The organism is Paraburkholderia atlantica (assembly GCF_009362785.1).
GTDB lineage: Bacteria > Pseudomonadota > Gammaproteobacteria > Burkholderiales > Burkholderiaceae > Paraburkholderia > Paraburkholderia atlantica.
This window is the reverse complement of sequence record NZ_WHNQ01000019.1, coordinates 115,936-132,912: the sequence shown is the minus strand read 5'-3', so window position 1 is coordinate 132,912 and position 16,977 is coordinate 115,936. Positions and strand designations below refer to the sequence as shown.

Annotated in this window: 16 protein-coding genes and 1 pseudogene; 10 read left to right on the top strand and 7 right to left on the bottom strand. The window is 60.8% G+C overall.

What is annotated here, in order from left to right:
* Positions 1–121: 121 nt before the first annotated feature.
* Positions 122–384: pseudogene (locus tag GCT19_RS24960) on the top strand (methyl-accepting chemotaxis protein); the annotation flags it as partial.
* Between the two features lie 192 nt (positions 385–576).
* On the opposite strand, the gene GCT19_RS24955 reads toward GCT19_RS24960, so the two are convergent.
* Complete coding sequence (locus tag GCT19_RS24955; protein ID WP_013094248.1) at positions 577–936, bottom strand: hypothetical protein; 360 nt, start codon at positions 934–936, stop codon at positions 577–579.
* 341 nt (positions 937–1,277) lie between these two features.
* Between GCT19_RS24955 and GCT19_RS24950 the strand changes: the two genes are divergently transcribed.
* Together GCT19_RS24950 and GCT19_RS24945 are read left to right on the top strand one after the other, a co-directional pair.
* Positions 1,278–2,003, top strand: a complete 726-nt coding sequence (locus GCT19_RS24950) for a zinc-binding dehydrogenase (RefSeq protein WP_152853396.1) — start codon at positions 1,278–1,280, stop codon at positions 2,001–2,003.
* Positions 2,004–2,072: 69 nt separating this feature from the next.
* Positions 2,073–3,194 carry a Vgb family protein gene (locus GCT19_RS24945; RefSeq protein WP_152853395.1) on the top strand — a complete coding sequence of 374 codons (1,122 nt, stop codon included), beginning with the start codon at positions 2,073–2,075 and terminating at the stop codon, positions 3,192–3,194.
* Between the two features lie 73 nt (positions 3,195–3,267).
* Here GCT19_RS24945 and GCT19_RS24940 read toward each other — a convergent pair whose 3' ends face one another.
* The 3 genes from GCT19_RS24940 to GCT19_RS24925 form a co-directional block, all read right to left on the bottom strand.
* On the bottom strand, positions 3,268–3,687 hold the full coding sequence (locus GCT19_RS24940) for a DUF1810 domain-containing protein (RefSeq protein ID WP_013094251.1): 420 nt from the start codon (positions 3,685–3,687) through the stop codon (positions 3,268–3,270).
* Between the two features lie 701 nt (positions 3,688–4,388).
* Positions 4,389–5,132 carry an acetoacetyl-CoA reductase gene (phbB, locus tag GCT19_RS24930; RefSeq protein ID WP_152853394.1) on the bottom strand — a complete coding sequence of 248 codons (744 nt, stop codon included), beginning with the start codon at positions 5,130–5,132 and terminating at the stop codon, positions 4,389–4,391.
* A 901-nt stretch (positions 5,133–6,033) separates the two neighbouring features.
* Complete coding sequence (locus GCT19_RS24925) at positions 6,034–7,233, bottom strand: NnrS family protein (protein WP_152853393.1); 1,200 nt, start codon at positions 7,231–7,233, stop codon at positions 6,034–6,036.
* Between the two features lie 278 nt (positions 7,234–7,511).
* On the opposite strand from GCT19_RS24925, the gene GCT19_RS24920 reads away from it, so the two are divergent.
* From GCT19_RS24920 to GCT19_RS24910, 3 genes are all read left to right on the top strand, one after another.
* A complete protein-coding gene (locus tag GCT19_RS24920; protein ID WP_026228946.1) occupies positions 7,512–7,982 on the top strand; it encodes a ribonuclease in 471 nt (156 codons plus the stop codon).
* A 379-nt stretch (positions 7,983–8,361) separates the two neighbouring features.
* The gene (locus tag GCT19_RS24915; protein WP_152853392.1) at positions 8,362–9,711 is read left to right on the top strand and encodes an NAD(P)/FAD-dependent oxidoreductase; all 1,350 of its coding nucleotides are present in this window, start codon (positions 8,362–8,364) and stop codon (positions 9,709–9,711) included.
* 539 nt (positions 9,712–10,250) lie between these two features.
* Positions 10,251–11,351, top strand: a complete 1,101-nt coding sequence (locus GCT19_RS24910; protein ID WP_152853391.1) for an NADH:flavin oxidoreductase/NADH oxidase — start codon at positions 10,251–10,253, stop codon at positions 11,349–11,351.
* A gap of 65 nt (positions 11,352–11,416) precedes the next feature.
* Here GCT19_RS24910 and GCT19_RS24905 read toward each other — a convergent pair whose 3' ends face one another.
* Positions 11,417–12,007, bottom strand: a complete 591-nt coding sequence (locus GCT19_RS24905) for a LysE family translocator (protein WP_152853390.1) — start codon at positions 12,005–12,007, stop codon at positions 11,417–11,419.
* Positions 12,008–12,108: 101 nt separating this feature from the next.
* On the opposite strand from GCT19_RS24905, the gene GCT19_RS24900 reads away from it, so the two are divergent.
* Complete coding sequence (locus GCT19_RS24900) at positions 12,109–12,999, top strand: LysR substrate-binding domain-containing protein (protein ID WP_152853389.1); 891 nt, start codon at positions 12,109–12,111, stop codon at positions 12,997–12,999.
* 33 nt (positions 13,000–13,032) lie between these two features.
* On the opposite strand, the gene GCT19_RS24895 is transcribed toward GCT19_RS24900, so the two are convergent.
* Entirely contained in the window at positions 13,033–13,923 is an 891-nt protein-coding gene (locus GCT19_RS24895; protein WP_152853388.1) for a LysR family transcriptional regulator, read from the bottom strand.
* Positions 13,924–14,044: 121 nt separating this feature from the next.
* Between GCT19_RS24895 and GCT19_RS24890 the strand changes: the two genes are divergently transcribed.
* Positions 14,045–14,785, top strand: a complete 741-nt coding sequence (locus GCT19_RS24890) for an SDR family NAD(P)-dependent oxidoreductase (RefSeq protein ID WP_152853387.1) — start codon at positions 14,045–14,047, stop codon at positions 14,783–14,785.
* 43 nt (positions 14,786–14,828) lie between these two features.
* Positions 14,829–15,155, top strand: a complete 327-nt coding sequence (locus GCT19_RS24885) for an NAD(P)-binding domain-containing protein (RefSeq protein WP_152853386.1) — start codon at positions 14,829–14,831, stop codon at positions 15,153–15,155.
* Positions 15,156–15,182: 27 nt separating this feature from the next.
* Here GCT19_RS24885 and GCT19_RS24880 read toward each other — a convergent pair whose 3' ends face one another.
* The gene (locus tag GCT19_RS24880; RefSeq protein WP_018436729.1) at positions 15,183–15,932 is read right to left on the bottom strand and encodes an SDR family oxidoreductase; all 750 of its coding nucleotides are present in this window, start codon (positions 15,930–15,932) and stop codon (positions 15,183–15,185) included.
* 99 nt (positions 15,933–16,031) lie between these two features.
* Here GCT19_RS24880 and GCT19_RS24875 point away from each other — a divergent pair, with 99 nt between their 5' ends.
* Positions 16,032–16,949, top strand: a complete 918-nt coding sequence (locus GCT19_RS24875; protein ID WP_018436728.1) for an AraC family transcriptional regulator — start codon at positions 16,032–16,034, stop codon at positions 16,947–16,949.
* The last annotated feature ends 28 nt before the right edge of the window (positions 16,950–16,977 follow it).

The following is a 16,977-nucleotide window of genomic DNA, read 5'->3' as shown; positions in this document are numbered from 1 at the left end:
GCAAGCATTATTGCTCCTTGCTAATGTTGCCCATTCTATAAAGCTTTTGGGGCGATCGAATCTGTATTTACCCTGGTGCGTTTGCTCCCGCATGTGCTGATCTGGCAACGAAATCGACCAGGGAAGTGCGCTCGTCGACAAAGCGGCGCAACGATGTCGCAGGTGATGGATGCGATTCAGCGCGTCAGTATTCTCGCGGCGGAAATCAGTAACGCTGGTGCGCGGCAGGGCGTCGGCGTCGGGCAAGTCGGTGCAGCGGTCAATCAGATGGACGAAACAACGCAGCGAAACGCAGCGCTCGTCGAGGAAAGCGCCGCGGCGGCGGAGAGCTTGAGGCAACAGGCTGCAAACCTCGTCGACCGCGTCGCACCGTTCAGGTTTTGAGTGAGGTGGCCGGCCGGCTACCTACGGTGAAGTTGCTAAAAACAGGCATATAAAAAAATGCGGAGCCACTCGCACATGCGAGGGCTCCGCTGGTAGGAAGGGCCGGGTACCGACTGACCATCGACGATTGGTTTCTTCTCAACTGAGGACCGGCACCAGCTCTTCCTGAACAAACCCCGTAGCGCTTATAACTCATTGGGTGGTATGCGCCGCGCCGGCCTGAGTCGTGCCTGGTTGTGCCGATTCGGCCAAGGCGGCGCGTGCGCGGTCGCGGGACTCGCTTGCCGCCTGGTTGCGTTCTTGCCGGGCATCGCGAGCTTCGGCCCTGAACGCCTTTCTGGCTTCCGCGGTCCGGGCACGTTGTTCGCGATTGGCCTCGCGAATCTCGTTTCGCTTCTGAACGATAGGGTCATTGTGGGTAGTCGTCGGTACAGTAGCAACCTCTGCGACCGGGGGCGCCGTCGTGGTGGGCTGCTGGGCGATAGCTGCGCCCGAAGTCATCAAGCCGAGCACGACGAGCGTTGTGGCGATTCGGTTGGTAAGGCGGCTCATGATTTACTCTCCGTTCGATTAAGGTCTACTGAATAACGACGACTGCCTTCTGAAGTGATGTGAGGTTGTCAGCCGACTGCGGTTGCCTCCGGTACAGCGAGGCGCTGATGGATTCTTTCGGATTCGTCTCAGCACAGGACTCATTCTAACGAACGCCCCATTCATTTCAAATAGCTTTCAGTGAGATTTGCCAGGGTAAACCCTCTATATGGCAGCTGTATTTAGTGCCTGACCTGGCGGGCCACCGCTGATCGTTCAGCCGGCGGGTCTTCTCGTGTTGATTGAACACGGTTGTTCCGACGATCATTCGACGACTGATTGAAACCAGTGGAGACAGGTTTATGCGAGCGATCCAGATCCATGAATACGGCGGTCCCGAGGTGCTGCGCCGTGTCGAACTCGGCATACCGAAGCCGGGTTTCGGCGAGGTACTGATACGGGTTGCCGCGATCTTTCAGGGTTCGACGGCGCACTATCTGATCGAAGATGTGGCGAAGCTCGAAGCGGGTATGACCTGTCTCGTGCATGCGGCGTCGGGTGGCATCGGACAGTTGCTCGTGCAGCTTGCGAAGCGTCGCGGCGTGGAAGTGTTCGCGACGACGAGTACACCGCAGAAGGCTGCTATCGCGCGGGCACGCGGCGCGGATCATGTGATGCTCTATGAACACGGCGCCTTCGCTGATCGGATTCGCGAGTTGACGCGTGGGAGGGGCGTCGATGTGGTGTTCGATGCGGTCGGCAAGACCACCTTGCGCGATAGCTTTCGCGCCGCACGGGTGCGCGGCCTGATCATCAACTATGGTTCGGTCACGGGGCCGATGCGCGACCTCGACCCCTACGAACTCGGCGAAGCGGGCTCGCTGTTTCTCACGCGTCCGCGGCTGGCCGATCATCTCGCCGATGCCGCCACGGTGCAGCGTCGCGCGGACGATGTGTTCGCCGCCATCCGGCAAGGCGCGCTCAATGTCGAGATCAATGGCCGCTATACGCTCGACAACGTCGAGGAAGCGCACGCGGCGCTGGAGGAGCGTCGGCAGGCGGGGAAGGCGGTGATCGAGATCGGCTGAAGGCAGACGCGTCCCGGCCAGTGGCATTCGTGATACGTTAGCTGACACAGACCGCGACGGAGACCGCCGATGCTGATTCCTCTGCTGTTGCTTGCGGTGCTTCTTTGGTGGACGTTCGCGATCCGTCCGTGGCATGCGTCGTCCGAGCGACTTCGTGCAACGAAGTTGGCCCCGCGTTCGACCGCCCGGTTTGTGATTGCCTTGACGATCTGCACCATCGCTGACGCGATGAGCACGGACAAGCTTGGTCTCGCGTACGCTCAAGCACAGCAGCCGTCGTCGTTCGAGAGCTTCGCCGTGCCGGCCGGCAGCGCACCGCATGACGTCGCACCGGCGCATGACGGCACCGTGTGGTACACCGCTCAGGCGCGGGGAGCGGTCGGGCGGCTGGACCCGCGCAGCGGCAAGATCGACACGATCGCGCTCGGCGCCGGATCGGCGCCACATGGCGTGATCGTCGGCCCCGACGGTGCGGCGTGGGTCACTGACGGCGGCCAGAACGCAATCGTGCGCATCGATCCGAAGACGCTCGCCATCACGCGTTTTCCGCTGCCCAAGGACCGGTCAGACGCCAATCTGAATACCGCAGTGTTCGACAAACAGGGGCATCTGTGGTTTACCGGGCAAAGTGGTATCTACGGCGAGCTCGATCCGCAGCGCGCGCGCATGCGCGTCTTCGATGCTCCGCGCGGGGCCGGGCCCTACGGTATCTGCGTGACCCGCGCTGGGGATCTGTATTTCGCTTCGCTGGCGGGAAATTACCTCGGTCGCATCGACCGGACGAAGGGTGCGGCCCAGGTCATCGAGCCACCAACGGCGAATCAGGGCGCGCGCCGCGTCTGGGCCGATTCCATTGGGCGCGTCTGGGTCAGCGAGTGGAACGCCGGAAAGGTCGGCGTATTCGATCCCGCGATGCATCAATGGCGCGAATGGCGACTGCCCGGCAACGGTCCGCATGCGTACGCAATATTCGTCGACGACCAGGACATCGTCTGGCTCAGTGAATGGAGCGCTAATGCGCTAGTGCGCTTCGATCCGCGTACCGAGCGCTTTGACGTATTGCCGCTGCCGCGTGACCACGCGAACGTTCGTCAGATGATGGGCCGTCCAGGCGAGGTCTGGCTGTCGGAATCGGCCACCGATCATCTGCTGCTCTACCGGTCTCATGCTGCCGATGTGGGCCGGCAGTGACGTCCCACTGAACCGGGACCGGAATTGCGCAGTCCGCCGCGCCCCACGGGCGCGGGCCAGTTATAAAAAATGGCTAGAGCAGTTGGAGGGTTCGCGGATCGGCTTCTCCGCCGAAATATTTGCGCAATGCTTCGACAAATACATCGTTGTCGTTCGTGGCGCGCGCGAACAGGGTGACCGACGAGCGAAACTTGAGGTGATCCGGATACCCGAAAATTTCCTCGATGGAGCGGTCGCTGACGAGGTTGACCAGTTGCGTGGTTTCGCGTAGCCGTGGACCGAGTGTCGGGTGGCGCAGGTACGCTTGCGCTTCGGCCAGCGACGAAAGCGCGAATCGCTGGGCCATTGCGCTGGTACCGAGCCCCTCGATTTGAGGAAACACGAACCACATCCAGTGGCTTCGCTTACGTCCATGCTTCAGTTCATCGCATACCTGGGCGTAGACCGGGTCCTGTGCATCGAGGAAGCGTTGAAGGTCGTAGGGATCGTCCATTTCGTACTCCGCTGCAGACGCGAAAACCTATCGTTGAACCACGATTCTCGCGCGCATGAAGGTAGAGGTCTACGATCGATCTTCGCCCGGGGCCGGCAATGGAAGAGACTTGAGTAGTCTCACAAGCCTTGCTCGCTGCAACGGAGTCAATCCTCGTGTAGCGCTCAGTTGCTGAACCCGTGCGCGCCAATAGACGCCGGTGAACAGAGATTCCGCGGCACCCGCCGACAGGACCCGTTCGAGATGGGAAATCGCATCCTCGGCAGTCTGTGGCGAATAGGGGCTCTCGTTGTCTCCAGACTGTTTTCTGCTTGTAGTTTTCATCCACTTCTCTCAATGTGGTGACCGCTTGAATCCGGTCTGTACGTCAGGCGTCAGTTGAGCCTGCTTGTTTCAGCAATGCATTTGCGCTTGTGGATATCCGTGTACGGCGATGCGAATCACTTTCGCGCGCGCGTTTGATGCCACGGGCCGTGCCGATTCAGTTCCCGCAGCATTCGTGCCCGCATTCGCTCGCGGCGATAGTGGCTAATGACCAAGAACATTGCGATACCAAGCGCCGCGCCTCCGATGACCAGACCTATCCAGGTTTCACTCATGACAGTCCTCTCAAGGGAGCATAGGGATGTTGCGTAAAGCGGTTCAGGCCGGTTTGTGCGGTGTCGCTGCACGAACCGGCGAGCACGGTCGTCGCGCACCTGCTATTGCATGTGTTGGCCGCCGTTGATTGCAACATTGGCGCCGGTCACGAAACCGGCGTCGTCCGAGCAGAGGTAAAGCACGAGCGCCGCCACTTCCTCGGGCTTGCCCAGACGCCCCACAGGAACGTGCGGCAGGATCTTCGTATCGAGGATCTCCTGAGGAATCGCCGTGACCATCTTCGTGGCCAGGTATCCCGGCGAAACCGTGTTGACGGTAACGCCTTTGCGCGCTACTTCCAACGCCAGCGATTTCGTGAAGCCGTGCATGCCGGCCTTGGCTGCCGCGTAGTTGGTCTGGCCGATCGAGCCTTTCGAGCCGTTGACGGACGAAACGTTGACGATGCGTCCCCAACCCCGCGCGACCATCTCCTCGCAAAGCGGCTTCGTCATGTTGAACACCGAATCCAGATTAGTGCGGATGACCGCGTCCCAGTTGACCTTGTTCATCTTCCGGAGCGTCATGTCGTCGGTGATTCCGGCGTTGTTCACCAGAATGTCGACCGGGCCGACTTCGAACTGAATTTTGGCTGCGCAGTGTTGGCACGAATCGTAGTCGGCCACATCGACCGGATACGCGAGAAAGCTTCTGCCCTGAGCTTCCATGTTCGCGAGCCATGCGGCTGCGCCGGTGTTGCTCGGCGAGTACGTGACTACCACCGCATAACCCGCATCGTGCAGTTTGATACTGATCGCTTCTCCCAGACCGCCCATACCGCCAGTTACTACAGCAATTCGTTTCGTCATTCTTTCCATCCGTGATCGTCATATCTGCGAGGAACGTGAATAACCCAATGGCCGTCTCGCACCACCCGCCATTGCTTTGGCACACAACGTATTGCCGAGACCTGAAATGCGTCAGGTAGTCCGGCGAAAATGAGTCGGTTCTCTATCTCTGCCGCGGAGAAATCGTACGGCCGCACCGCGCGGGTTTCGCGCACATGTGTCTGCCGACCCGATGGGACGAGAACTTCGCTTCTACTGCTGTCATTTGTACGACTAATTAATCACGTGACACTGCGAACCGGATCTGGACGTAGACCTCATTCCGCATGAAGGCGAGTCACGCGTGGGGCACTTGCCTGCTATGTGAAATCGGAATAGATTCGGCTCGCGATTGGCCCCAGCCACCCGATAGATTTCTGTTACCGGTAACACCGAGGGATACAGAGAAGCCATCTCCAATCCTTCGATCGCGATAGACGCACCGCGTCGGGTAGGAATCGGACCAGACGTAAATCCGACCGACGAGGCGATAGTAGTAGAAAAACTACATGTTTGCAATGAAAGAAATGTAGTTTTTGTACATTGTTGGCCTACTGACTATTGCCGCTGCATTCTTTAAGCGAGTGTGAACGATCGTTCGGGCGACCGCGCGTTCGAGCATAAAAGCGGATGGGTCATATCGACGGGTGGGCGCCTGGGAAGGAGACTCTGTTTCGACGGATTCAATGGCAACGATGGAACCGGGTCGTCAGCCTGGCGCATCCGTCGCCACGTTACGCCGCGAGCGTGTGACGGATAAACATCAACGCCAGACGCACTCGTCTATGCTGGATGCATCGCGGCCTGCCGTATGTGCATGCCGCGTATCACGAATGTCGGCCTTGGGGAAGTGGAGGCGTGCGAAGCGGCTAACACGGATGATTCAACCGGGTTTGCCATCGGCACGAGCGAGCACAAGCCACGCGGCGTATCGGACGCAATAGAGAACCAGTGCGGCCGCCCAGCAGAGACCGGACGCGTATATCCACGTCATCGTGAACTGCGGCGCGAGCCAGGGGCCGAGCACTCGAATCAGAGTCGCCAGAATGAACAGACCGTAGCAGGCGATCTCGACCTTACCCGCCACGAGTTCGCGTCCGGTATGTCCGCGCGCGGTGCGCGTGATCATCGCGATGATCGCGGATCCAATGACTCCCACCGTGAAGGTATGAATCGCGAGCGAATGGGGGACGACGCCGAGCGCGGCGAGTGCCAGCATCACGAAGCCCAATGGAATTCCCGCATAGGCGATATGGAGGATCAGGAGGATCGGGCGATAGCCGACGCGCCACGAACGCCATCCGGCGAGCCGGAGCCCATGAAGGGCCGCCGCTGCGGCAGACGCAGCAACGATTGCCGCCCACGGCGCACCAAGCGAGTCCAGCAGAAACGCGAGCAGCGTCGCCGGAATAACGGTTGCTTCGACGAATCGCCAGCGTTTCGCGCTAAAGCCCGGAACGGCATTGGCAGTAAACGACGGAATGATGCGCCCGCCGATGACCGTCACGAACAAAACGAGCATGCCGACCGCGAGCCACGCACTGCGCAGCGCCCAGTCGCCGTGACCGTGGGTTGCCCACACATGGAAGAGGACGTTGAGAAGCGCGAGCATTCCGAGCGCGACGGGCAAAAAGACGTTGTGGCGATTCTTCGCCTTCAACAGCACTCGCAACAGAACGAGCGCAACTACGGGCAGAAACGCCACGTCCACGACGACGCCGAGCGGACCCGAACCGCCCCACATCATGATCCGGCCAGCAAGCCAAAGAAACAGCAGTGCCGCGAGCCCTGTGCCATATGCGGGATTCGTGCTCGTCCACGCGCGAACCGCGGTCAGCAGAAAACCAGTGACGATCGCGGCGCCAAATCCGAAGATCATTTCGTGAACGTGCCACAGCGTTCCCGACATGTAGGACGTGGAGTCCAGCAACGGCCAACCTGCCAGCGCGCCGAGCCAGAGCAGCATGGCAACACCGCCGAACACAGCGCCGGCCAGATAGAACGGCCTGAATCCAAGCGCCCACAGAGCGATGCGGGGCGGTGTGTCGACTTGACCTGATTCGATCCTGATGGTCCGCTTCATGACGGCTCCAAACGGCAACTAGGTGGTGATTCATCTTATACACGCACGACCTTTTAGCCGCATGCGACGAATGTTCGCGCCAGGGAAACCGTCTGGCCACCCCATGTCATCCGGACAAGGCCTCACGAACGGCGCGGTTAGGTGCGATGGAACACATCGGCCTGGTTGTCATGGAAAAGTGCCAATTTCCGATCGAACGTTGATTCGCCCCGTCATTAGCGATACCTTTACATCTATCCTGGTCGTCGGGCGCTGGTCAACGAAGGGAGAACCGTTTCGTGAACAGAGCGTCAGCTTTTTCCTGCATCGTCGCATTGAGCGTGATCTTCGGCGGATGCGGCAAGCAGGGACCGCAAAACGCCACTGAGGCATCGGGCGCATCCGCGAGCTCGGCGCCGGTTCAACCTGCACAAAGCGCGAGCGAATCGGCCGCCGCCTCAGGCGCGCAAGGCACGGTCGCGCTGGTCACCGTCACCAAGGCGCAGTTGCCGGCGGAGGCTGCCGAAACGCTGCGCCTGATCAAAGCGGGCGGCCCCTTCCCGTTTAGCGATGACGGCGTCCTGTTTCGTAACACCGCGGGTTTGCTGCCGAAACATCCGCGCGGTTATTACCACACCTATACGGTTCGCACGCCCGGTGCGACGGACCGCGGCCAGCGCCGAATCGTATGTGGCGGGCCGCGCAAGCAGATCGGCGAGTGCTATTACACCGACGATTACTACGCCAGCTTTAAGCGCATTGCAGAATAAAGACGGAACCAACTGCACGAGCGCCGCACGCCTGACGACAGTATCAATCCCGCGCTCCTGACTGTGCGCTAGCGATCAATGCTGATCGCGCCGGCGATGATGCCGGCGTCGCATTTGAGCAATGGATAACTCGATGGCCGCCGCGACCGCCTCCCATTGGCGCTGACCGAAGTTGTCCGACGGTTCTGCGTTGACAACGATCCTTATCTCCCAGCAGACGATCCAAAGCGGTTTTCAGACGGTGCGATCTGTCGATCAGAAAACCTGAAGGCAGCCATCAGAACTATGAGATTTTCCTGCCATCGGGCATCTGCGATAGTGGTTCTCAACCGTTGTGTTGGATTTCCGTACCGCGCGTCGTCGACCAGGGAGAATCTGCATGCATCGTTTTGTGATCGTGGGAGGAGGGGCGGGGGGCATCGAACTCGCAACGCGGCTAGGCGATCGTTATGGCGGTCGACGAAGAGGCGGGGCGCAACGTGCGTCCGTTACGTTGATCGACCGCAACCCGACGCATATCTGGAAGCCCCTGTTGCACGAGGTCGCAGCGGGAAGTCTCGATCCATTCGCACAGGAACTGGCGTATGCCGCGCAAGCACAGTGGCACGGCTTCCAGTTCATTCAGGGCGAACTTGTCGGACTGGATCGTGGCTCGAGACACGTCCTGCTTTCGCCACTGCTCGACGACGACGGAACCGAACTGATACCGCCGCGCCGGATCGAGTACGACTCGTTGATTCTGGCCATCGGTAGCACAACCCACTACTTCGGCGTGCCGGGCGCGGCGGAGAACTCGCTCGCGCTTGACAACGTCGCTCAAGCGGAACGCTTCAGAAAGCGCCTGATTGCAGCTTGCATTCGCGCCGAACAAACACAAGACGCAGGTGAGCGGGATGCAGGTGGAGCGCCTGGCGAACGCGCGCCTCGTGTTCAGGTCGCGATCGTTGGTGGTGGCGCTACGGGCGTGGAATTGTCCGCCGAATTGCGCAATACCGCGAAGGTACTGTCATCGTACGGCTTGCATCGGCTCGACCCCACACACGACGTCGGGATCGTGCTGATCGAAGCAGGGCCGCGAATTCTGCCAGCGTTGAAAGAACGCGTGTCCACCGCGGCTGCAAAATTGCTGGGCAAACTCAATGTCAAGTTGATGGTCGACGAGCGGGTCGCGGAGGTTACGCCCGGACTTATCCGCACGAAAAACGGCAAGACGATACGGGCGGATCTCACTGTGTGGGCCGCGGGCATCAAGGCACCCGCGGTGCTTTCAACGCTCGATGGTCTGTCAGTCAATCATCTTGGACAACTCAGTGTGCGTCGCACGCTTCAGACGGATCTCGACGACCATATCTTTGCATTCGGCGATTGCGCGGCCTGTCCGTGGTTGGGTTTCGAGCGCAACGTTCCACCGCGCGCTCAGGCGGCTCATCAGCAGGCATCGTTTTTAGTCAAGGCACTCAGGCGACGCATCGAGAGACAAAAGCTTCCGGAGTTTGCCTATCGCGATCTCGGCTCGCTAGTGTCGCTCGGGCACGCGAATGCGGTGGGGAGTCTGATGGGAGGTCTTATCGGCGGCAGCATGCTCGTGGACGGACTGCTTGCTCGCTTCATGTACGTGTCGCTGTATCGGATGCACGTTGCCGCGCTGCATGGCTATGCACGCATGATCGTCAATACCCTCGCGCATCGGCTGCGTCGAAGCACGGCGCCGCACGTCAAACTGCACTGAGCAATAGTTCGTTGTAAATGGCCAGAAGGGTCTGGCCGTCACAAATAAATCAACCGATTCCAAACACCAGCAAGACGGAGAGAACACCATGAACAGCTTAGACCTATCGCCTTTCAGCGTCGACTCGAGCAGTGGTGCCACGCGCGCTCGAAACGGCAAGGACGGTTCCGAAAATCGATCTAGCTCCGTGTACCGAACGTTTCTTGCATCGACGGTATCGACGATCGCCTCGAATGTGCCTGAGAGGCCCGACGTGTCGTCTGCCGCTGTTCTTGGCTACAACTGACACGCTTCGGTTCATAGAACGGCCAATTCACCGATCGTCCCGGGGCTCCCATCTATTCTCGTCAGGAATTGGCCTTATGAAGAATCTGCGAATTATCACTCCCCTATCTTGCAACTACGATCTAGCTGTCATCCATCACCAGACAGAAGATCTTCATGTCCACTCTCGCAGGGAAAATCGCCGTCATTAGTCGAGGTCATCGAGATTCGCGGAGTCAGCCTGGTTTGTGGTGGCGTTGAGTCAAGGAGTCGATATGAGTCAGCCAACGCTATTCATGCCGATCCGAGTCGGCAACCTGAAATTAGCCAACCGGATCGTGATCGCCCCGATGGCCCAGTACTCCGCCGAAGACGGCCGGATGAACGATTGGCACCTGATTCACCTCGGCCAACTGGCGCTTTCAGGTGCGGCGGCACTCACGATCGAGGGGACGGCGGTCACCCCCGACGGACGCACCAGCTATGGCGACGTCGGGCTCTATTCTGACGACTGCGAAGCCTCTATGGCACGAGTGCTTCAAGGCGTTCGGCGGTGGTCTGACACGCCGATTGGAATTCAGCTCAACCATGCTGGCCGAAAAGGGTCTCGGCAGAAACTGTGGGACGGCGGCGCACAGATTCCCTATGATCACGCGAATGGTTGGCACACCTACGGCCCATCCTCCGTCGCTTTTGCCGCCGGTGAGACACCACCCGCCGCCTTGGACCGCGATGGCCTGGCCGCCATTCGCGACGCGTTCTCGGCCGCAGCGCAGCGCGCCTCCCGGTTGGGGTTGAATTTCATTCAGGTCCTTGGTGGACACGGCTATCTGCTCCATCAATTCCTCTCGCCTCTGTCAAATCACAGGGACGACGAATACGGCGGTTCATTGGAAAACCGGATGCGTTTTCCACTTGAAGTTTTCGAAGCCGTGCGAGAAGCGTTTTCGCATGATCGCCCCGTGACGATGCGGGTATCCGCTACCGACTGGGTGGACGGCGGGTGGTCCGTGCAGGACGCGATTGCTTTTGTCCACGCGTTGGAGGAGAGAGGCTGTGCCGCAATCAATGTCTCAAGTGGCGGTTCGAACCCAGCCGCGCACATTCCGATCGGGCCTGGCTACCAGGTTCCCTTCGCGCGGGCAGTGAAGCAGGCGACGACGCTCCCTGTCGTCGCCGTCGGCCTGATCACAGACTTCGAACAAGCCGAATCCATTCTCAGCACCGGAGACGCCGATCTGATCGCGCTTGCTCGGGCCGTGCTCTTTAACCCTCGCTGGCCCTGGCACGCTGCCGCTCACTTTGGGACTCAAGTCAGGGCGCCGAACCAGTACCTTCGCTCTCAGCCGAGTCGGCTGCGAAAGGTGTTCGTTTGAATCGGTCTCGTCGGCAAGGGGGCAGTGACCAGTGATTCGACACATCGACGAACGCGGCTTCGAGCTTATCTCCAGGTCGGAATGACGGATGCGGCGAGCAGCACGCCCATCGCGAGATTGAGAACGCGCCAGTGGCTCGGGGTCCGAAAGAGCCGCCCGAGTAGCACGCCGAGCGCGCACCACAACGCGAGCGAAGCGCACGCTGCCACCCCGAACGCTGCACCGAGCAGCATCGCGAGGCGGTTCGGGTTGTTTGCGAGCAGCGCGAACGACGCCGCCGCGCCAACCGTCATCGCCCAGCCTTTCGGATTGAGCCAGAGCAGCAGGAAACCGTTGACGAGCGTAACCGGATGCGCGGGGCTGTTGCCCGCGTTTGGCGGCCCGCTGCGCGCAATGCGCCACGCGAGCCATAGCAGATACGCGGAGCCGAGCGCTTTCACTGCCGTTTGCAGCGACGGCAGCGCGAGAAGCAGACCGCCCAGGCCGAGCGCGGCGAGCGCAGCGAGCAACGCGAGGCCCAGAGCGATGCCGAGCATCAGCGGTATCGAGCGTACGAAGCCGAAGCGTGCGCCCGAGGCGGTGGCGAGCGTGGTCGCGCCACCGGGCGTCGCGGTTGCGACGGCGACGAAGAGCAGAAGCGGCAGTATCGAGGTCATCGGTGCAGATTCGAAGTGAAAGAATTTGCACTGTACGGATCGTCAAAGCATCGTAAAAGCTAATAATATTGATGCGGCACATTACGAGACATAATGCATAGATGAGCCGAAACCTCGACCTCGATCTGATCCGCACCTTCGTTGCCGTCGCCGATAGCGGCAGCATGACGGTCGCTGCGAATCTGCTGCACATGACGCAAGGCGCGGTGAGCCAGCAGGTGAAGCGCCTCGAAGAAGTGCTGGATTGCCTGCTGTTCGTTCGCAAGACGCGCCGGCTGGAACTGTCGCGCCAGGGCGAGCAGTTTCTCGTGAAGGCGCGCAAGCTGCTTCGGTTGAACGATGAAATCTGGGCCGACATGACCGCCCAGCCGTTGCGCGGCGCCTTGCGGGTGGGCGTGCCTTACGATCTCGTGACGCGGCTTGCGCCCGCGATGAAGGCATTCGCCGACGCGCATCCGCACGTCGAAATTACGTTGACGTGCGCGGCGTCGTCGGAACTGAGCGAAGCGGTGAAGAGTGGTCGCTTGGACGTTTCTTTGGTCGAATATGTCGCCAGTGAAGCCGAAGGCGAAGTGGTCTGCATCGAGCCTTTGGTGTGGGTCAAGGGGCGCGGCAGTGAGGCGTGGCAGAAGCGGCCGTTGCCGCTGTCGATGGTAGACGAGCGTTGCGCTTTCCGTCCGGTGGTGCTCGGCGCGCTCGCGGACGAGGGCATTGCGTGGCGCACGGTGTTCGAGAGCGGAAACATCGAGGCGACCGCCGCCACGGTGCGCGCGGGCCTCGCGGTCACGAGCTGGCTCGCCTCCACGGTGCCGGCCGATCTTGAGACGCTCGCACCTCGCGTAAGCGGCTTGCCAGCACTGCCTCCGTTCGCGATTTGTCTGCGCTTGCCCGCGACGGTTCAGCCAGCGGCACGGGAATTCGCGCGGCACGTGCGCGAGTCGATGTCGAGCGACGCAGGCACGCGCCGCGCGCCGCTAGCGAACATTGCGTGACGTATAGCGTTTGAAGTGCGCTCCGGAGCGTTCCTACAAGCGCTGCGGCAGCGCGGCCGCAAAAAAGTCAGTGACCCGGCGCACGCGCGCAGGCACGAAACGCCGCCGCGGCCAGATGACGCTCACATCACGGGCGTCCCGAATGAAATCGTCCAGCACGGTCACGATGTCCGGATGCTTGAGTTCGTCGGCAAGCGAGAGCTTCGCGAAGAGGCCGATTCCCACGCCCGCGAGCACGGCCGAGCGGATCGTCTCGACGCTATTCGACGACAGGTTGCCTCGCACCGGTACGCTGAACCGGCCACTTGGCCCATGAAACGGCCAGTTCGCCGACTCCAGCAGACCACCGTAGAGCAGGCAATTGTGATTGGCGAGTTCCGCAGGTTCCTTCGGTACACCGTATTGCTCGAAATAGCGACGCGATCCGACGCAGACCAGCGGAGTGCTGGCAATTCGCTTCACGACCGAATCCGGATCGTTGATGGAGCCCACTCGAATCGCGAGATCGATTCGATCCTCCACCATATCGCGCACGAAATCCGACAACACAAGATCGACCCGAAGACCGGGATGGCGCGACAGCAGTTCGGGAATCAGCGGAAGAACGTGCAGGCGGCCGAACGTAGAAGCGGAGGCGATCCGCACGAGGCCCGAGACATCCAGCGTACTGCTGGTCAGTTCGCTGTCGGCCACCTCGATCTCGTCCAGCAACGGCTTGGTCCGCTCGTAGTATCTCTGCCCCTGATCCGTCAAAGTCACGCGGCGTGTGCTTCGGTTGAACAGCAGTACGCCGAGGCGCTTTTCCAGCGCGCCGATCGACTTGCTGATGGCGGACTGTGACTCGCCGGTTCTGCGCGCCGCGGCGGAAAAGCCGCCCGCTTCGACAACCGCGAAGAAGGCATTCAATTCGTGAAACCGATCCATTGCATTTCTCTCGTGGGACCTATTCTCTCGGTGAATGGATCTTATGATAAATCCGCCGATTATCATTCGTGGGGGCCGCAATTACGATGTGACTTCCATTCAACAACCGACGGAAGTTTCAATGAATGCTCTCGCAGGCAAGACCGCTGTCATTAGCGGCGGAACGACGGGTATCGGCTTGGCGATCGCCCAGCGATTCGTCGCTGAAGGCGCCCACGTCTTTATCTTCGGCCGTCGCCAAGGCTCGCTCGACGAGGCCGTCAAACTGATCGGACGCAACGTTACCGCTATTAAGGCGGACGCCGCGAATCTCGATGACCTCGATCATGTCGCTGCCGCAGTCAGGGACGAAAAAGGTGTCGTCGACATCATCGTGTCGAACGCGGGCTTTACCGAGCAGGCTTCGATCGACACCATCACGCCCGAGCATTTCGACAAGGCATTCAACCTGATGGCGCGCGGCCCGGTATTTCTGGTCCAGAAGCTGCTGCCGATGATGACGGGTGGCGGGTCGATCATCCTGGTGTCTTCGGCGATGCACGTGATGGGCATCCCAGGGCACACCGCCTACGCGGCGACCAAGGCCGCGTTGCGTTCCTATGCCCGCACCTGGGCCGCCGAATTCAAGGATCGCGGCATTCGCGTCAACATGCTTAGCCCCGGTGTCACCGACACCCCAATACTCGACTCCCAGTCGGCGACACGCGAGGATCTGGTGAGCATGTACAAGAGCATGGTCCCGATCGGCCGACTCGCCCGGGCCGACGAGATGGCCAACGCGGCGCTCTTTCTCGCCTCCGAACAGAGTTCCTATATGACGGGGGCGGATTTGATGAACGACGGTGGCATAGGCCAGGTTTGAGGGTCACGCGCGGATTTGAGTCCGGCATCGGAAGGAATGCACCATGACGTATTCAACTATCGACCCCGGAAAACTCGCAGCGGCGCTTGGCCGCGAGCTCGCCGGCAGTGGCATGGTTATTGGTGTTGTCAACGCGCATAGCCCTGAGTCGATCGAGTCAATGGCAAAGCAACTCGGTGCGCAGGTTACGGCCATGAGTTTGCAAGCTGCGCCCAGCACGGAGGTCATGATCCTCGCCGTGCCGTTTCGCATCCACGCCGTCACTGGCGATCAGCAGTCCAATCCGGACCAGAAGGTCGTTGTCGATGCGATCGACAACGACAGCATCTCGCCGGATGAACTGATGGGTCTGCTAAATGCCGCGAGGTGAAGACCGCGACGATGTTTGCCCGGCGGGCTATCTGGCGCGCGCGTGGTACCACTCGACAGCGTCCTCGCCGGCGGGGATGTTGAACGGGCTCGATGAATCGGTCGCAGCGAGCCAAACCGCTTCGGCGACATCCGATGCATGCGTGACGGCCGTTTCTTTTTCCCACTTCGCGAAAATCTGCTGCGCGAGCGGGTCGTACGGCTCGGGAAATCCGTCTTTCATGCGAGCCCGCGCGTTTTCGCCGAAGCGGGTGGAAGGCGCGCGCCCCGGCAGCACGACACGCACGCGCACATTGAACTGCTCCAGTTCGAGCGCGAGCGATTCGCTGAACGCGTTGACCGCGGACTTGCTCGCGGTGTAGACCGACAGCAGATGCAGCGGTCTGCACGTGACGGTCGACGTCACATTGATGATCACGCCTTCGCGGCGCTCGCGGAACTGCGGCAACACGGCCTGCGCCATCGCGATGGTGCCGAGCGTATTGGTCTCGAAGATATCTCGCACGGTGTCCATCGGCGTTCCTTCGAGCGCGTTCAGAAAGCCGATACCCGCATTGTTGACGAGCACGTCGATCCGGCCTGCTGCATCGATGACCGCGCGAATGCTTTGCGGGTCCTTCACATCGAGGGCGAGAATCGAAAGACGATCGGAGCGCGGCAACACGTCTTCGCGTGGCGTGCGCATCGTCGCGATCACGCGCCAGTCGCGATCCAGAAAATAACGCGCGATTTCGAGGCCAAAGCCGGACGAGCAACCGGTAATCAAGACGGTCTTCATGTCGAATCCTGTGGTTGATGACAGTCCCGACACAATAAGTCCTGACCGCCAGGACTCGCTACAATCGAGCGTCCAGGTTTCATTCGAAATCGTCCGATCATGATCGACCCGCTCGCCGAAATCGTCACACTGCTCAAGCCGACTCCCACGTTTTCGAAAGTGCTCAGCGGCGCCGGGCGCTGGCGCGCGAGCCGCACGGAAGTGGGCCAGCCGTTCTATTGCGTGGTGCTCGAAGGATCGCTGCGACTATCCGTCAATGGTTGCGAGCCGCTGATTCTTCAGGCCGATGATTTCGTGCTCGTGCCCGAAGTTTTCAGTTTCACGATGACGAGCATCGATCCGCCCGACGATGACGACGTCTCCAATAACGCGCCCACGGCGCTGCCCGACGGCAGTTTTCGTTTCGGCGATGCAGCGCTCGCGCCACAAGCGCAATGGCTTGCTGGCCTGTGCGCGTTCGGGTCGCCGGATGCGGCCTTGCTTGTGTCGCTGTTGCCCAAGCTCGTGCACGTGCGCGGTGAACGCAGGCTTGCGACACTCGTCAAGCTCGTGAGGGAAGAGTCGCGCGCGCAGCGGCCGGCGCGCGAGGTCGTGCTGGCGCGACTGCTCGAGGTGCTCTTCATCGAAGCGTTGCGAGCCACGGGAACCGGGGCATCGCCCGGACTGGTCCGTGGCCTTGCCGATCCCCGTCTCGCGCTCGCCATCCGTCATATGCACGAAAGCCCGCACCAGCCCTGGACGATCGCACAACTCGCAAAAGCCGCCGCGCTTTCACGGTCCTCATTCTTCGATCGATTCAGCCGCGCGGTTGGCGTCGCACCGATGGAGTATTTGTTGTCGTGGCGCATGGCTATCGCCAAGAACCTGCTGCGCCAGAACGAAGTCAGCATCGCGGCGGTCGCGGAACGTGTCGGCTACAGCTCGGCGAGCGCATTCAGCGTCGCGTTCACGCGTCATGTCGGACTCCCGCCGACGCAGTATGCTCGCGACGCGGCGAATGTCGTCGTCGCTCAATGAAGTTTGGTAGCGCAAACGCCGTGCTTCG

Coding starts and splice junctions, on each gene's coding strand:
- GCT19_RS24955 (WP_013094248.1), bottom strand. CDS start 936: ATGAGCCGCCTTACCAACCGAATCGCCACAACGCTCGTCGTGCTCGGC.
- GCT19_RS24950 (WP_152853396.1), top strand. CDS start 1,278: ATGCGAGCGATCCAGATCCATGAATACGGCGGTCCCGAGGTGCTGCGC.
- GCT19_RS24945 (WP_152853395.1), top strand. CDS start 2,073: ATGCTGATTCCTCTGCTGTTGCTTGCGGTGCTTCTTTGGTGGACGTTC.
- GCT19_RS24940 (WP_013094251.1), bottom strand. CDS start 3,687: ATGGACGATCCCTACGACCTTCAACGCTTCCTCGATGCACAGGACCCG.
- phbB (WP_152853394.1), bottom strand. CDS start 5,132: ATGACGAAACGAATTGCTGTAGTAACTGGCGGTATGGGCGGTCTGGGA.
- GCT19_RS24925 (WP_152853393.1), bottom strand. CDS start 7,233: ATGAAGCGGACCATCAGGATCGAATCAGGTCAAGTCGACACACCGCCC.
- GCT19_RS24915 (WP_152853392.1), top strand. CDS start 8,362: ATGCATCGTTTTGTGATCGTGGGAGGAGGGGCGGGGGGCATCGAACTC.
- GCT19_RS24910 (WP_152853391.1), top strand. CDS start 10,251: ATGAGTCAGCCAACGCTATTCATGCCGATCCGAGTCGGCAACCTGAAA.
- GCT19_RS24905 (WP_152853390.1), bottom strand. CDS start 12,007: ATGACCTCGATACTGCCGCTTCTGCTCTTCGTCGCCGTCGCAACCGCG.
- GCT19_RS24900 (WP_152853389.1), top strand. CDS start 12,109: ATGAGCCGAAACCTCGACCTCGATCTGATCCGCACCTTCGTTGCCGTC.
- GCT19_RS24895 (WP_152853388.1), bottom strand. CDS start 13,923: ATGGATCGGTTTCACGAATTGAATGCCTTCTTCGCGGTTGTCGAAGCG.
- GCT19_RS24890 (WP_152853387.1), top strand. CDS start 14,045: ATGAATGCTCTCGCAGGCAAGACCGCTGTCATTAGCGGCGGAACGACG.
- GCT19_RS24885 (WP_152853386.1), top strand. CDS start 14,829: ATGACGTATTCAACTATCGACCCCGGAAAACTCGCAGCGGCGCTTGGC.
- GCT19_RS24880 (WP_018436729.1), bottom strand. CDS start 15,932: ATGAAGACCGTCTTGATTACCGGTTGCTCGTCCGGCTTTGGCCTCGAA.
- GCT19_RS24875 (WP_018436728.1), top strand. CDS start 16,032: ATGATCGACCCGCTCGCCGAAATCGTCACACTGCTCAAGCCGACTCCC.